The organism is Nonomuraea roseola, assembly GCF_039535395.1.
Taxonomy (GTDB): domain Bacteria; phylum Actinomycetota; class Actinomycetes; order Streptosporangiales; family Streptosporangiaceae; genus Nonomuraea; species Nonomuraea roseola.
In genome coordinates, this window is the sequence record NZ_BAAAXC010000008.1 from 19,101 (window position 1) to 31,992 (window position 12,892).

Annotated in this window: 16 protein-coding genes; 1 reads left to right on the plus strand and 15 read right to left on the minus strand. The window is 70.5% G+C overall.

Annotation, left to right across the window (positions count from 1 at the left end):
* Window positions 1–96: 96 nt before the first annotated feature.
* From ABFX55_RS08425 to ABFX55_RS08495, 15 genes are read right to left on the minus strand one after another with little or no spacing between them, the layout of a single operon-like run.
* On the minus strand, window positions 97–492 hold the full coding sequence (locus tag ABFX55_RS08425) for a hypothetical protein (RefSeq protein WP_346119281.1): 396 nt from the start codon (window positions 490–492) through the stop codon (window positions 97–99).
* A 23-nt stretch (window positions 493–515) separates the two neighbouring features.
* Window positions 516–1,730, minus strand: a complete 1,215-nt coding sequence (hypE, locus tag ABFX55_RS08430) for a hydrogenase expression/formation protein HypE (protein WP_346119283.1) — start codon at window positions 1,728–1,730, stop codon at window positions 516–518.
* Complete coding sequence (gene hypD, locus ABFX55_RS08435) at window positions 1,727–2,851, minus strand: hydrogenase formation protein HypD (protein ID WP_346119285.1); 1,125 nt, start codon at window positions 2,849–2,851, stop codon at window positions 1,727–1,729. Before hypD ends, hypE begins: the two co-directional genes overlap by 4 nt.
* A 6-nt stretch (window positions 2,852–2,857) precedes the next feature.
* The gene (locus ABFX55_RS08440; protein WP_312896062.1) at window positions 2,858–3,109 is read right to left on the minus strand and encodes a HypC/HybG/HupF family hydrogenase formation chaperone; all 252 of its coding nucleotides are present in this window, start codon (window positions 3,107–3,109) and stop codon (window positions 2,858–2,860) included.
* Window positions 3,084–3,476 carry a hydrogenase maturation nickel metallochaperone HypA/HybF gene (locus ABFX55_RS08445; protein ID WP_346119287.1) on the minus strand — a complete coding sequence of 131 codons (393 nt, stop codon included), beginning with the start codon at window positions 3,474–3,476 and terminating at the stop codon, window positions 3,084–3,086. The genes ABFX55_RS08440 and ABFX55_RS08445 overlap by 26 nt, the downstream gene beginning before the upstream one ends.
* A complete protein-coding gene (locus ABFX55_RS08450) occupies window positions 3,469–4,086 on the minus strand; it encodes a hydrogenase maturation protease (protein WP_346119289.1) in 618 nt (205 codons plus the stop codon). Before ABFX55_RS08450 ends, ABFX55_RS08445 begins: the two co-directional genes overlap by 8 nt.
* Window positions 4,083–5,441, minus strand: a complete 1,359-nt coding sequence (locus tag ABFX55_RS08455; protein ID WP_346119291.1) for a hypothetical protein — start codon at window positions 5,439–5,441, stop codon at window positions 4,083–4,085. The genes ABFX55_RS08450 and ABFX55_RS08455 overlap by 4 nt, the downstream gene beginning before the upstream one ends.
* Window positions 5,438–6,085 carry a DUF6084 family protein gene (locus tag ABFX55_RS08460; protein WP_346119293.1) on the minus strand — a complete coding sequence of 216 codons (648 nt, stop codon included), beginning with the start codon at window positions 6,083–6,085 and terminating at the stop codon, window positions 5,438–5,440. The genes ABFX55_RS08455 and ABFX55_RS08460 overlap by 4 nt, the downstream gene beginning before the upstream one ends.
* Window positions 6,078–6,707 carry a DUF5947 family protein gene (locus ABFX55_RS08465; RefSeq protein ID WP_346119295.1) on the minus strand — a complete coding sequence of 210 codons (630 nt, stop codon included), beginning with the start codon at window positions 6,705–6,707 and terminating at the stop codon, window positions 6,078–6,080. Before ABFX55_RS08465 ends, ABFX55_RS08460 begins: the two co-directional genes overlap by 8 nt.
* Window positions 6,704–7,270 carry a NifU family protein gene (locus ABFX55_RS08470; protein ID WP_346119297.1) on the minus strand — a complete coding sequence of 189 codons (567 nt, stop codon included), beginning with the start codon at window positions 7,268–7,270 and terminating at the stop codon, window positions 6,704–6,706. Before ABFX55_RS08470 ends, ABFX55_RS08465 begins: the two co-directional genes overlap by 4 nt.
* 13 nt (window positions 7,271–7,283) lie before the next feature.
* Window positions 7,284–9,071, minus strand: a complete 1,788-nt coding sequence (locus ABFX55_RS08475) for a nickel-dependent hydrogenase large subunit (protein ID WP_346119299.1) — start codon at window positions 9,069–9,071, stop codon at window positions 7,284–7,286.
* A gap of 14 nt (window positions 9,072–9,085) precedes the next feature.
* Window positions 9,086–10,159, minus strand: a complete 1,074-nt coding sequence (locus ABFX55_RS08480; RefSeq protein ID WP_346119301.1) for an NADH-quinone oxidoreductase subunit B family protein — start codon at window positions 10,157–10,159, stop codon at window positions 9,086–9,088.
* A 31-nt stretch (window positions 10,160–10,190) separates the two neighbouring features.
* Entirely contained in the window at window positions 10,191–10,877 is a 687-nt protein-coding gene (locus tag ABFX55_RS08485) for a D-sedoheptulose-7-phosphate isomerase (RefSeq protein ID WP_346119303.1), read from the minus strand.
* Window positions 10,874–11,128: a HypC/HybG/HupF family hydrogenase formation chaperone gene (locus tag ABFX55_RS08490; RefSeq protein WP_346119305.1), complete on the minus strand. Its 255-nt coding sequence runs from the start codon at window positions 11,126–11,128 to the stop codon at window positions 10,874–10,876. Before ABFX55_RS08490 ends, ABFX55_RS08485 begins: the two co-directional genes overlap by 4 nt.
* Complete coding sequence (locus ABFX55_RS08495) at window positions 11,125–11,739, minus strand: D-sedoheptulose-7-phosphate isomerase (protein ID WP_346119307.1); 615 nt, start codon at window positions 11,737–11,739, stop codon at window positions 11,125–11,127. The genes ABFX55_RS08490 and ABFX55_RS08495 overlap by 4 nt, the downstream gene beginning before the upstream one ends.
* 204 nt (window positions 11,740–11,943) lie before the next feature.
* On the opposite strand from ABFX55_RS08495, the gene ABFX55_RS08500 reads away from it, so the two are divergent.
* Window positions 11,944–12,876, plus strand: coding sequence for a GNAT family N-acetyltransferase (locus ABFX55_RS08500; protein ID WP_346119309.1), 933 nt, complete (start codon window positions 11,944–11,946; stop codon window positions 12,874–12,876).
* The last annotated feature ends 16 nt before the right edge of the window (window positions 12,877–12,892 follow it).

The following is a 12,892-nucleotide window of genomic DNA, read 5'->3' on the forward strand; positions in this document are numbered from 1 at the left end:
TCGTGCCGGAGTCGTGCAGGCGCCCGTGGCGTCCCGCGGCGGCGCGTCGAAGCCAGGCCGACACGGCGGGACGCCCGTGGGGCCGTGACGGGCCGGTCAGCCGCCCTGATCGCCAGGAGGCAGGGTGGGGCTCTCCTCGTCCTCCGGTTCCTGCGCACCGACGCCCGTGGCGTCCTCGGCGGTGGACGTGCCGTAGGGGCGCTGCGACTCGCCCTTGACGCCGACGGTCTCCCTTCCGGCCTCCTGCTCCTCCTGGGCGATCTCCTCGCCCTGCCTGCTCGGACTCTCGCCGACGCCCTGCGGCGAGCGCGCCTCGGTATCGGTGGAGGAGACGCCTGCCTCCTCCTCCTCGGACGGTTCCCGTCCTGGGCCGGGCGCGCCGGCCGCCTCGGGTTGGAAGGCGCGGTCGCCGGCCTGGGCGGCCTCCTCGCTCCCATGCCCGACGTCGGGAGCGTAGCCGTGCTGGTCCTCCGGTTCGCGGGATTCGGTCATGGTCAGCACCTCCGTCATAGGGTTCAGCAGATGCGGGGGAGTGGGTCGCCGACCAGCAGGTCGACGATGCGGGTGCCGCCGAAGGCGGTCTTCAGCAGCACGAGCCCGGGTGGGTCGTCCTTGACGTGGCCGATGAGTGCGGCTCCCTCGCCCAGCGGGTGCGCGCGCAGGGCGGTGAGGGCGGTGTCGGCCGCCGCGCCGTCCACGACGACGACCATCCGGCCCTCGCAGGCGACGTAGAGCGGGTCGATGCCGAGCAGCTCGCAGGCGCCGCGCACGCCGGGCCGTACCGGAATGGCCTCCTCGTCGACGACCACGGCCACGCCGGAGGCGCGCGCGATCTCGTTGAGGATCGTCGCGACCCCGCCCCTGGTGGCGTCCCGCAGGCAGCGCACCCCGCCGGCGCCCGAGGAGCAGGCGTCGAGCAGCGCGGCGATCAGGCCGTTCAGCGCGGCGGTGTCGGACGTCAGGTCGGCCTCGATGTCCAGCTCGCCCCTGGCGAGCATGATGGTGACGCCGTGCTCGCCGATCGGCCCCGACACCAGGACCGCGTCACCGGGACGCGCGCTCGCCACCCCGAGCCTGATCGGCCGGTCCAGCAGGCCGACGCCCGCGGTGTTGACGTAGCAGCCGTCCGCCTTGCCCTTCTGCACCACCTTGGTGTCGCCCGTGACGATCAGCACGCCCGCCGCGGACGCCGCCGAGGCCATGGAGGCGGTGATGCGCCTGAGGTCCTCGACGGGGAAGCCCTCCTCCAGCACGAAGCCGGCCGACAGGTACAGCGGTCGGGCCCCGCAGACCGACAGGTCGTTGACCGTGCCGTTGACGGCCAGGTCGCCGATGTCGCCTCCGGGGAAGAACAGCGGGGACACCACGTAGGAGTCGGTGGTGAAAGCGAGCCGGGTGCCGCCGACCTCCAGCACCGCCCCGTCCTCGAGCGGTTCGAGCAGCGGGTTGCGGAAGGCTTCCAGGAAGACGGCCTCCACCAGGGTCTGCGTCGCCTTGCCTCCCGAGCCGTGGGCCATGGTGATGTGCTCCTCCTTCACCCTGGCCTTGCGGCGGCGAGCCCTGTCGATCCGTTCGAGCACCTGCTCCTCGCGGCTGGGCCCCTCGGCCTCGGCCGCGTGCTCGCGCACGGCCGCCTCGGCCCAGTCGGCGGTCCCTCCGATGCTGGTCCCTCCGAGGTCCGTCCCCCCGAGGCCGGTTCTGTCGGTGCCCGTTCCCTCGATGCCGGTCACCTGGTCGCCTCCCTGACCCGCTCACGGGAGAAGCGGCCGAAGTTGTAGTAGGCGGCGCAGGCGCCCTCGGAGGAGACCATGCAGGTGCCGATCGGCGTCTCCGGCGTGCAGGCGGTACCGAACACCTTGCACTCCCACGGCTTGAGCACGCCCTTGAGCACCTCGCCGCACTGGCAGGCCTTCGGGTCGGCCACCCGGCTGCCGGGGATCTCGAAGATCTGCTCGGCGTCGAAGGCGGCGTACTTCTCCCTGACCTTCAGCGCGGAGTGCGAGATGAAGCCGAGGCCGCGCCACTCGAAGTACGGCCGCAGCTCCATCACCTCGCTGATGACCCTGAGCGCCTTGAGGTTGCCCGCCCACGGCACGACGCGCGCGTACTGGTTCTCCACCTCCGAACGGCCCTCGGCGAGCTGCACCAGCAGCATGTAGATCGACTGGAGGATGTCCAGCGGCTCGAAGCCCGCCACGACCAGCGGCTTGCCGTAGTCGCGGGCGATGAACTCGTACGGCCGGCAGCCGATGATCGTCGACACGTGCCCGGGCCCGATGAACCCGTCCAGCCGCAGGTCGGGGGAGTCCAGGATCGCCTTGATGGCGGGGATGACGGTCACGTGGTTGCAGAAGATCGAGAAGTTGCCGATGCCCTCGGCCGCCGCTCTCAGCACGGTCATCGCGGTGGAGGGCGCCGTGGTCTCGAAGCCGATGGCCATGAAGACCACGTGCTTGTCCGGGTTCTGCCTGGCCACCTTGAGCGCGTCCAGCGGGGAGTAGACCATGCGGATGGCGGCGCCCTGGGCCATGGAGTCGAAGAACGAGCCGCGCCCTCCGGGGACCCGCATCATGTCGCCGAAGGAGGTCATGATGACCTCGGGTTGCTCGGCGATGTGGATGGCGTCGTCCACGCGCCCCATCGGGATGACGCAGACCGGGCAGCCGGGGCCGTGCACCAGTGTGATGGACTCGGGCAGGTAGTCCTCGAGACCGTGCTTGTAGATGGTGTGGGTGTGGCCGCCGCACACCTCCATGAACTTGTACGCCCTGCCGGGCTCGCACAGGCTCGCGATCTTCGCGGAGAGGGCACGGGCCTTCTCGGCGTCGCGGTACTCGTCGACGAAGCGCATCACGCCTCACCTCCGGTCGATCGATGATTCGCGGAGCGCCGCCAGCTCGTCGTCGTAGGCCTGGCCGATGCCCTCCAGGAAGTCCAGCGCGGCCCTGGCCTCCTCCTCGTCGATCTTCGACAACGCGAAGCCGACATGGATGAGGATCCAGTCGCCGGGCTGGAGCCGTTCGTTCTCCAGCAGGCCGATGTTGATCGCCCGCCGTACCCCGCTGACGTCGACCTTCGCCAGGTCAGCGTGGTCTGGCAGGATCTCCACGATCTCGCCGGGGATTCCCAGGCACATGATGTCCCTCCGCCATCTGGATGGATTCGAGGATCAGCTCGTCGCCTCCCCGCAGGTCGACGTCGGCGCCGCCGCAGGCGCCGCACACGGCGAGCGCGTCGGCCGTGTCCTCCTCGCGGCCGCAGGTCCTGCAGGTGAGCTGGACGGGCACCACGACCAGGTCGATCGTGGCCCCGTCGGCGACCGTTCCCTGCGCGACCAGAGAGAAGGCCTGGTCGAGGGCGGGCCCTGTGATGCGGAGCAGCGCCCCGGCGCGGACCCTGACGTGGGCCACCTGGCGTCCCGCGGCACGGCGTTCGACCGCGTCGAGCACCGAGGTGGCGATGCCGAACTCATGCACCGCTCACATCTCCCGGATCTTGAGGTAGCGCTTGATGTCGGGCAGGGACTGCCACACCAGGACGGCTATCCCGGCCACCACCAGTACGATCAGCACGCGTTTGAGCATCGTTGACCCCTCCTTGTTGGTCCGGCGCGAGCAGGTCGCGAACGAGGCCGGCGGCGTACGGCACGGCCCGCGCCACCGCCTCGCTGAGCTCCATGCCCGGCGAGTTGTCGGCCGGCTGGCATCCGACGAGCAGGATCCGGCCGGTCGTGACGCCGAACGCGCGGAGCAGGCCGAAGATCGCGTCAGGTGTCATGCCGTGGGCGTCGGTGAGCGCCCCCCGCGCGAACACGTCGTCCACGGGGCCGGCTTCGTCGAGCGACGGTTCGAGGACCGCCAGCGTTCCCGGTGGCTCGTCCATGGGGACCGCGTCGACCAGGATCACCTCGTCGTAGCCGGCCAGCAGTTCGTAGGCCAGGTGGATGCCGCGGATCCCGAAGTCGGCCACGACCACGCCGTCCGGCAGGCCGGCCTGCGACAGCAGCCGCCTGGCGACCTCGACGCCGAAGCCGTCGTCGCCGAGGAAGACGTTGCCGACCCCCGCCACCAGGATCTTGCGGCTCATCCGTCCTCCTTCCCGCCCGCGAGGGGCTCGACCTCGTCGGGGGAGAAGTAGAGGAAGCGGCCCTGCTCGCGTTGCAGATCGGCCCCGGGATCGTCGTTCAGCGTCACGGCCAGGTGGTGGACGCCGTCCACGTCGAGGAAGACCGCCTCGACCGTCGCGCTCCGCCCTGCGAGGAACATGTCGTGGGCGTCGGCCCGCCGCGTGCGCGAGGTGCCGCGACCGGGCAGCAGGCGCACCCCGCTGCCTCTGGACAGGGTCACTCCGTCGACCACCACGCTGTCGGTCCCGGGGGAAACCGCCGTGTCGGCGCCCGGATCCCACCAGGGGAGGCTCTGCCGCTCGGCGGGGCGCAGGCGGTGGACGCCGCCGTGGAGCCGTTCGAGCACCTCGGGAGGCAGGTCGCCGACCCTGTCGATGATCTCGGCGGCTCGCGGGTCGGTCGCCCTGGCCTCGCGTTTCTCCTCCTCGGTGAGAGTGAGCGTGCGTAGGCTGAGCAGCTCGTCGATCTCGGTCGAGTCGAACAGCTCGCCCGGGCTCTCCTGCGCGATGGACGGGTAGTCGTACAGGATGATCGGCGCCGACAGCATGACGTCCCGCCGTCCCTCCTCGCCGGCGAGCACCGGCCAGGTGCGCACGTTCTCGCACGACCGCGCCGACGCCGCCGCCCAAGCGGGCGGGTCGAGCAGGGAAAGAAACGCTCCCCCCTCGACGGCGAGCAGCGTGTGCGCGGCGATCAGCGAGCAGCGCAGAGCCTCCTCGCGCGGCGCGTCGGGATCGGCCCACTCCGTGGTGTTCTCCACCCGCACGCGCAGCTTCACCAGCCCGTACGGCCCGTCGATCCGCTCGGCCCGTACGGCCAGCACCGCGTCGAGGCGCCGGTCCTCGCGCACGATCCGGCCTGCCGGCGCGCCGGCTGGGGCGGGCAGCCGCTCCACCGTGCGCGCCGCATCGTGTCTCACCCCGTGGATCCGCTCCGAGGCCAGCACCTCGGCCAGCGGCACCACCATGTCGTGCTCCCGCTCGACGCTCTCGTCGAAGGTCAGGTACGTCTCACCGGCGACCTCGAGCGCGGGGACGGGACGGTGGCCCGCGCCCTCGGCGCGTTCGACGGTCCTCGAGCGGACCTGCAGGAAGCGCAGCCCGATCCGCAGGACGGCGTCCTCGGCGGCCTCGAGCAGGCACTCGGTCCTGCAGGCCGCATGCTCGGCCGTCGCGGTGTAGGCGGGCGGCACCAGGACCCCGAACTGCCAGCGCGCCTGGTTCTTGGTGGCCGAGGCCCGGTAGGGATAGAGCAGGTAGCCCTCGTAGAGCACCGCGTCGGCGACCCTGCGGGCGATCTCCATCGACGCGCTCATGGCGCCGCCTCCGACGCCCTGGCCCTGGCCAGGAGCGTCTCCATGGTGTCGTCCCATGTGGCGAGCGCGTGGGCGGACTTGAACCGGTGCAGGTCGCGCAGCGTGTCCGTGCGCAGCCGCAGCCAACCCTCTCCAGGGAAGTAGCGGTCCATCAGCTCCCGCCAGACCGGCACGGGCAGCCGGTGGCGGGTCTCGCGGTCCCACGGCACCTGCTCGACGGAGAAGCCGGTGGGCGTCCTGACGAACACCGTGCCGCTGAAGAGCAGGAGGAGCGGGATCTCGCCCTCGTCGAGGGCGGCGAAGTACTTGCCCGCCGCCACTTCCAGGTCGTAGGTGACCGGCACCGGCAGGTCGATCTCCGTCACCCCGGTGAACCCGGGGACCATGGTGGAGACGAGCGCGAACTGCAGGGGCCTGAGCGTCTCGCCCCAGCGGGAGGGCTCGCCGAACAGGTCGGCGAGCAGCTCGGACTCCGCGCCGGAGTAGCGGCGGCGCTGCGGCTCGATGCGGATCTGGCAGCGCAGCGCGACAGCGTGCACGGCGCCTCCGCCCGCCTGAGTGATCCGCAGCGGGAAGCACAGCGTCGGCGCCGCCGCGAACCGGTCGGCGCGGGCGTCGAGGCAGGCGAAGCCGAGGTCACTCATGATCGGCTCGCACCTCGTCGCTGCGCGCCCGCAACCTCTCGAAGTAGGCGTCGATGGCCTGCCAGACCTCCTGGCCGCCGTCGAAGCCCTTCCACCGGGTCCTGACCAGCCCGACCAGCTCGTAACAGGCGTCGATCGGCACGAGATGGCACACGAAGCCGTCCGCCCGCCGGTCGACGAGCAGCGCCTCGACGTCGGCGGCGACGCCGGCGAGCCCGGGGTTGGCCGCCATGACCCTCTCCCACGTGGGCAGCGGCAGCTCCGACTCGGTGGCCCCGCCGGGGCTCGGGTAGAAGGCGACCGTACGGCCCAGGGCGGAGTTGCGGAAGAAGAACGCCATCCGCACCGGTATCTGCAGCTCGTCCCAGTCGGCCGCCGACAGGGCGAAGCGCGGCGCGTACAGGTAGCGATCGGGCACCGCCAGGTACCTGCCCTGCGCGGCGCCCTGCACGGTGAACAGCAGGTAGCAGCTCTTGCACGCGCAGAGCAGGGCGCGGCTCTCGACGTTCACCACGTGCCCGTGCCCGGCGTCGATCGGCTCGGCGCACATCTCGCAGCACTCGCGCGCGGCGGGAGCGTCGGCGGGGCGGGGCTCGCGGAAACGGCGCAGTCCGGTGCTCATGGCGCCGCGCTCTCCGGCACCGGACACGGGCCTGGCGGCCGGCGTGTCTCGATCTGGTACAGCTGCGTGTCGGGTTCGGCCACGCCGTCCACCTCGACCCCTGCCACCTCCGGCGCCGCCCGCGCGATCGCCTGCTCGATCGCCGTCGTCACCGTGACCTGGGAGGAGGGGCAGCCGTGACAGGTGCCGGCCAGGCGCAGCCGTACGACGCCTGTCTCTTCGACGCCCACCAGCTCCACGTCCCCCGCGTGGCTGCCGAGATAGGGTCTGACGCTGTCGAGCGCCGCGAGCACCCGCTCCTCCGTGCTCAGCGGGTGCAGGTCGTGCACCACGAGCAGGCCGCCGACGAGCTCGTCCTCGGCGAGCCTGCGGAGCGTCTCGGCCTGTTCGCCGTCCGTGACGATCTCCATGACGCGCTCGAGCGCCGCGCCGTACAGCTCGACCAGCACGCGCACGAGCTCCTCGGCCTTGTCACGCGTGACCTGGTCGCTGAGCGCGGTCAGCTCGGCGAGCAGGCTCTCCACGCGCTCGCCGGCCGTACGGGCGCCGAGGGTCTCAGGCATCGCCCCCTCCCCGTCAGGATCCGCCGAAGGCGTGCGGGGTGTGCAGCTTGCGCAGCTGCTTGCCGCCGCCGAGGTACATGTGGACCCCGCACGGCAGGCACGGGTCGAAGCTGCGGACCGTGCGCATGATGTCGATGCCCTTGAAGTCCTCCCTGGCGTTCTCCTCGAAGATCGGCGTGTTCTGCACGGCGTCCTCGTAGGGGCCTGGCGTGCCGTACGAGTCGCGGACGCTGGCGTTCCACGGCGTCGGCGGGTACGGGTGGTAGTTGGCGATCTTCCCGTTCCTGATCACCATGTGGTGGGACAGGACGCCGCGCACCGCCTCGGTGAAGCCGCAGCTGATGGCCTCCTCGGGCACCGTGAACGGCGCCCACGTCTGCGTGTTGCCCGCGCGCACCTCGGCCAGTGCCTGCTCGACGAAGTAGAGCGCGCAGGCGGCGGCGTACGCCTGGAAGTAGGTCCTGGCCCTGTTGCGTTCGAGGGTGTTGGAGTACAGCTCGCCGCCACGTTCGGGGATCTTCCACTCGAACGTACGCTCCGGCCTGGTGGCCGAGCGCGGCAGGTTGATGACCACGCTGTGTCCCGTGGCCTTGACGTAGCCGATGTCGACGAGGCCGGACAGCGCGGTCGACCACAGCCGGGCGATGGGCCCGCCGCCGGTGTCGAGCGCGAGCAGGTTCGTGCCGTCGAACCAGCGGGGCGACATGACCCAGCTGTACTGGTCGGTGAAGTCGCGTTTGCGCGGGTGCGGGATCGTGTGCTGGTTCCACGGGTGGCGGATGTCGACCGGGTTGCCGAGCGGGTCCTGCGTGACGAACGGCTCCTGGTCCTCCCAGTCGTCGTAGTAGGAGCTGCCCAGCAGGATCCTGATCCCGAGGTTGATGTCGACCAGGTCGTTGGTGACGACCTTCCCGTCCACGATCACGCCGGGGGTCACGTACATCCGCCGGCCCCAGCTGCTCATGTTCTGGTAAGTGAAGTCGCAGTACTCGGGGTCGTTGAGGCTGCCCCAGCAGGCGAGCAGCACCCGCCGCCTGCCGACCTGCTCGTAGCCGGGGATGGCGTCGTAGAAGAAGTCGAAGAGGTCGTCGTGCATGGGCACCACGCGCTTCAGGAACTCCACGTAGCGCATGAGCCTGGTCAGGTAGTCGGTGAACAGCTGCACGGTGGCGACGGTGCCGACCCCGCCGGGGTAGAGCGTGGAGGGGTGCACGTGCCTGCCCTCCATCAGGCAGAACATCTCCCGCGTGGTACGGCTGACCTGCAGCGCCTCGCGGTAGAACTCGCCCTCGAGCGGGTTCAGCGAGCGCATGATGTCGGCGATGGTCCTGTAGCCGTGCTCTCCCGCGTGCGGCGCCTCCGTGCGCTCGGCCTGCTGGAGCACCCCCGGGTTGGTCTCGCGGACCATCTTCTCGCAGTAGTCCACCCCGACCAGGTTCTCCTGGAAGATGTTGTGGTCGAACATGTACTCGGCGGACTCGCCGAGGTTGATGATCCACTCACCGAGGTGCGGCGGCCGGACGCCGTAGGCCATGTTCTGGTTGTAGACCGAGCACGTCGCGTGGTTGTCGCCGCAGATGCCGCAGATCCTGCTGGTGATGAAGTGCGCGTCCCTGGGGTCCTTGCCCTTCATGAAGATGCTGTAGCCGCGGAAGATCGACGAGGTGCTGTAGCACTCGGCGACCGTCCTGTTCTTGAAGTCCACCTTGGCGTAGATGCCCAGGCTTCCGACGATCCTGGTGATCGGATCCCATGCCATCTCGACGAGTTCGTCGCCGGTCTGCTGTGGTGTGGTCGTCATGTCAGCCTCGCTGGTTACCAAGGGGCCTTGTAGCCCGTGAGCAGCTCGCGGCCCTTCTTGCGCCACTTGGGTTCCTTGTCGAGCGTCCGCAGGGTGAACTCGCGCAGCGAGCGGACCAGCACGCCGTACGCGCTGCTGGCCGTCGCGGAGATCCTGGCGCCCGGTGGCTCGTCCATGAAGGGCATGAACTTGTCGGGGAAGCCGGGCATCGTGCAGGCGATGCAGATGCCGCCCACGTTGGGGCAACCGCCGATGCCGTTGATCCAGCCCCGCTTGGGGACGTTGCACTTCACGACCGGTCCCCAGCAGCCGATCTTGACCAGGCACTTCGGCGAGCCGTACTCGGTGGCGAACTGGCCCTGCTCGTAGTAACCGGCCCTGTCGCAGCCCTCGTGGACGGTCTGACCGAACAGCCACGTGGGGCGCAGCGCCTCGTCCAGCGGGATCATCGGCGCCTGCCCTGCGACCTGGTAGAGCAGGTAGAGGATGGTCTCGGACAGGTTGTCCGGCTGGATCGGGCAGCCGGGCACGTTGACGATCGGCAGGCCCGCCTTCGACTTCCAGTCCCAGCCCAGGTAGTCGGCGACGCCCATGGCGCCGGTCGGGTTGCCCGCCATCGCGTGGATGCCGCCGTAGGTGGCGCAGGTGCCCGCGGCCAGGATCGCCGTCGCCTTGGGCGCGAGGCGGTCAAGCCACTCGCTGGTGGTCATGGGCTGCCCGGTGTCGGGGTTGTTGCCGAAGCCGCACCAGTAGCCCTCCTGCTTGATCGACTCGTTGGGAATCGACCCCTCGACGACCAGCACGAACGGATCCAGCTCGCCGCGGTCGGCCTTGTAGAACCACTCGATGAAGACGTCGGCGCCCTGCATCGGACCGCACTCGAAGTCGATCAGCGGCCAGTGCACGGCGACCTTGGGCAGGCCGGGAAGCCCTCCGAGCACGATCTCCTCGATGCTCGGCTGGGTGGCGGCGGTGAGCGCGACGGAGTCACCGTCGCAGCTCAGCCCCGCGTTGATCCACAGAATATGGACAACCGGTTCGTCCTGCGTCTGTGATGTGGTCTGTTGCGACTCCGTCGGCGCGCTCATGCGCCTCACCACCCTCGCGGGTCTGGTCTCTTCAGCTGGAACGCGGCGGAGGCACTGCGCCCCGCCGCCTGAGCGCGCCCTGGGTGAGCTCCCAGAGCGCGTGGTAAACGGTGGTCTGGGCCTCCTGGATGCGGTGCACCGAGGACGACGGCACCACGAACAGGTGGTCGATCGTGCCCAGCTCGGCCATCTGGCCGCCGTCGTAGCCGGCCAGCCCGACGGTGATCATGCCGCGCCGGTCGGCCTCCTGGAAGCCGGCGATGAGGTTGCGGGAGTTGCCGCTCGTCGACAGCCCGAACGCGATGTCCCCCGAGCGGCCCGAGGCGGCGAGCTGCCGGGAGAACACCACCTCGAACCCGATGTCGTTCGAGAGCGCCGTCACCACCGCGACGTCCGCGGTCAGGGCGAAGGCGGGCAGCGGCCTGGCGGCCCCGCCGGGGTTCAGGAACAGGGCGGCCACGTCCTGGGCGTCGGTGGAGCTGCCCCCGTTGCCGAAGGTGAACAACCGCGCGCCCCCGTCGAAGGCTGCGGCCATGGCCTGCGCGCACGCGGCCATCCGATCGCCGTCCCGTTCCAGCACGCTCTGGCGCAGGGCGACGATCTCGTTGGCCTTGTCGACTGTGGACTGCCGTACCGCGGTCAGCACGGCGTCCAGGTCGGTGCCGCCCGAGTAGAGGAACGGATACAGCGACTCCATGGGCTCTTCGGGCGCGCTCATGTCGCCACCTCCTCGTCGACCGCGTCCTCGTCGACCGCGTCGGCCACCACCGCGATGGCCTCCCTGGCGTGGACCAGCACCGTGTCACCGACCTCGGCCTCCACCAGGGCGACGCTCACCTCCTCGCGGCCCTGGCCGGTGTCCACCTCGGCCATGCCGTCCTCCAGCAGCCGCAGCACCGTCACCGCCACCGCCTCGTCGGAGCAGGTGACGCACACCTCCTCGTGGCAGGCCGGCCCGGGGCCGCTCATGCGACCACCCTGGGATCCAGCACGCCCGGCTGCTCGAAGAAGACGTGCACCAGCTCCCACAGGATGTGGTAGGTCGTGACGTGCACTTCCTTGACGACACGGGGATCGGCCGACCTGGCGATCATGATGTGGTCGACCGAGGGACTGCGCGCGATCTGTCCGCCGTCGCCGCCGACCAGCGCCAGCGTCAGCAGGCCGAGCTCCTTCGCCGTCTCCAGCGCCCTGAGCACGTTCACGCACTCCCCGTACGGCGAGACGCCCAGCGCCATGTCGTCGGAGACCGCCAGATGCCGCAGCTGGTGCGCGAAGACGTCGTCGAATCCCGAGGCCGCGGCGATCCCGGTGATCGTGGCCACGTCACCGGTCAGCGAGAACGAGGGAAGCGCGCGTTTTCCCACGATCACCGGATGGACGAACTCGACAGCGATGTGCTGGGCGTCCGTGGCGGCCTCGCCGTTGCCGAAGACGATGAGCCTGCCGCCGCCGTGGAAGCGCGTCGCCATGGCGTGGCAGGCGCGCGCCACCGTTTCCGCCTCTTCCGCGAGGCCGCGAGCGGGTTCCACCCGGCGCGCGAAGACCTCAGGAACGGAGGCCGGGACCGTCTGGTGCATAGCGGACCACTTCCCCCACGTTGAGCGCTTGGTGGTTCTCGTGCTGAAAGGTCCCCTGCTTACCGACGGTACGCCGGGGTGGGACGCCCGGAAGAAAACAGGTGCTGGGAATTTCGTAAAGACAGGACCGGAGGCTGTGGCTCCGCGAGCGGGCCCCGAATATCCGGTTGTCCGGGCTGGGTGCCCATGGCCACAATCGTCCCCATGGATCGCCACACCGTCCGCCGTCCGGGCCAGGCGGACGCCGCCCACGTCTACGACCTCGTCGCCGCCTACGACACCTTCGCCATCGGCGCGCCCGACGTGACGCCCGACGACATCGCCGACGAACTCGCCGAGCTCGACACCGACAAGGACGCCTGGCTGGTCGAGGACGCCGAGGGAAGGCTCGACGGCTGGGCGTGCGCCATGGCCAAGGGCGACAGCGACCACGTCGACGTGGAGGTGGTCGTCAGGCCCGGCGTCGACGACGGCGTCAGCCAGTGGCTCTGGACGGCGGTGCTCGAACGCTCACGCGAGCTCGCCGCCGAGCGCGGCCACGACGGCGCCACGCTCGACATCGGCGTCTACCGCGCAGACGAGGCCGGGCAGGCCGTGGTCAAGGCGCTCGGATTCGAGCCCGCCACCAGCTTCCACCGGCTCGGCATCGACTTCGAAGGGCCCGTCGAGGCGCCGCGGCCGCCCGAGGGCGTCACCCTGCACACCGCCGACACCGACGAGGTCAGGCGCGAGGCGTACCGCGTCCAGCAGGAGGGGTTCGCCGACCACTTCGGGTTCGTGCCGCTGCCGTACGAGGAGTGGCTGGCCCGCAGGCAGGCCTCGGCGGCCACCGACTGGTCGCAGCTCACGCTCGCCAGGGTCGACGGCGAGCCCGCCGCGATGCTGTTGGGCACCAACCACTTCGTCTCCGACGAGAACCGCGGCTACGTGCTGAGTCTCGCCACCCTGCCCGCCTACCGAGGGCGCGGCCTCGGCCGCCTGCTGCTGCGCTCGGCCTTCGCCGCCGACGCCGCCAGGGGCAGGCGCGGCACCCTGCTGCAGGTCGATGCCAACAACACCACGCCCGCCCTCGGCCTTTACACCTCGGCGGGCATGCGCCCCGTCCTGGTGATCGACGTCTGGCGCAGGAGGGTCTAGACCCTCACCGGCCGGC

What these genes read in the sequence shown, in the direction of transcription:
- ABFX55_RS08425 (WP_346119281.1), bottom strand. Translation starts at nt 492, where the DNA reads ATGACCGAATCCCGCGAACCGGAGGACCAGCACGGCTACGCTCCCGAC.
- hypD (WP_346119285.1), bottom strand. Translation starts at nt 2,851, where the DNA reads ATGCGCTTCGTCGACGAGTACCGCGACGCCGAGAAGGCCCGTGCCCTC.
- ABFX55_RS08450 (WP_346119289.1), bottom strand. Translation starts at nt 4,086, where the DNA reads ATGAGCCGCAAGATCCTGGTGGCGGGGGTCGGCAACGTCTTCCTCGGC.
- ABFX55_RS08455 (WP_346119291.1), bottom strand. Translation starts at nt 5,441, where the DNA reads ATGAGCGCGTCGATGGAGATCGCCCGCAGGGTCGCCGACGCGGTGCTC.
- ABFX55_RS08460 (WP_346119293.1), bottom strand. Translation starts at nt 6,085, where the DNA reads ATGAGTGACCTCGGCTTCGCCTGCCTCGACGCCCGCGCCGACCGGTTC.
- ABFX55_RS08465 (WP_346119295.1), bottom strand. Translation starts at nt 6,707, where the DNA reads ATGAGCACCGGACTGCGCCGTTTCCGCGAGCCCCGCCCCGCCGACGCT.
- ABFX55_RS08470 (WP_346119297.1), bottom strand. Translation starts at nt 7,270, where the DNA reads ATGCCTGAGACCCTCGGCGCCCGTACGGCCGGCGAGCGCGTGGAGAGC.
- ABFX55_RS08475 (WP_346119299.1), bottom strand. Translation starts at nt 9,071, where the DNA reads ATGACGACCACACCACAGCAGACCGGCGACGAACTCGTCGAGATGGCA.
- ABFX55_RS08480 (WP_346119301.1), bottom strand. Translation starts at nt 10,159, where the DNA reads ATGAGCGCGCCGACGGAGTCGCAACAGACCACATCACAGACGCAGGAC.
- ABFX55_RS08485 (WP_346119303.1), bottom strand. Translation starts at nt 10,877, where the DNA reads ATGAGCGCGCCCGAAGAGCCCATGGAGTCGCTGTATCCGTTCCTCTAC.
- ABFX55_RS08490 (WP_346119305.1), bottom strand. Translation starts at nt 11,128, where the DNA reads ATGAGCGGCCCCGGGCCGGCCTGCCACGAGGAGGTGTGCGTCACCTGC.
- ABFX55_RS08495 (WP_346119307.1), bottom strand. Translation starts at nt 11,739, where the DNA reads ATGCACCAGACGGTCCCGGCCTCCGTTCCTGAGGTCTTCGCGCGCCGG.
- ABFX55_RS08500 (WP_346119309.1), top strand. Translation starts at nt 11,944, where the DNA reads ATGGATCGCCACACCGTCCGCCGTCCGGGCCAGGCGGACGCCGCCCAC.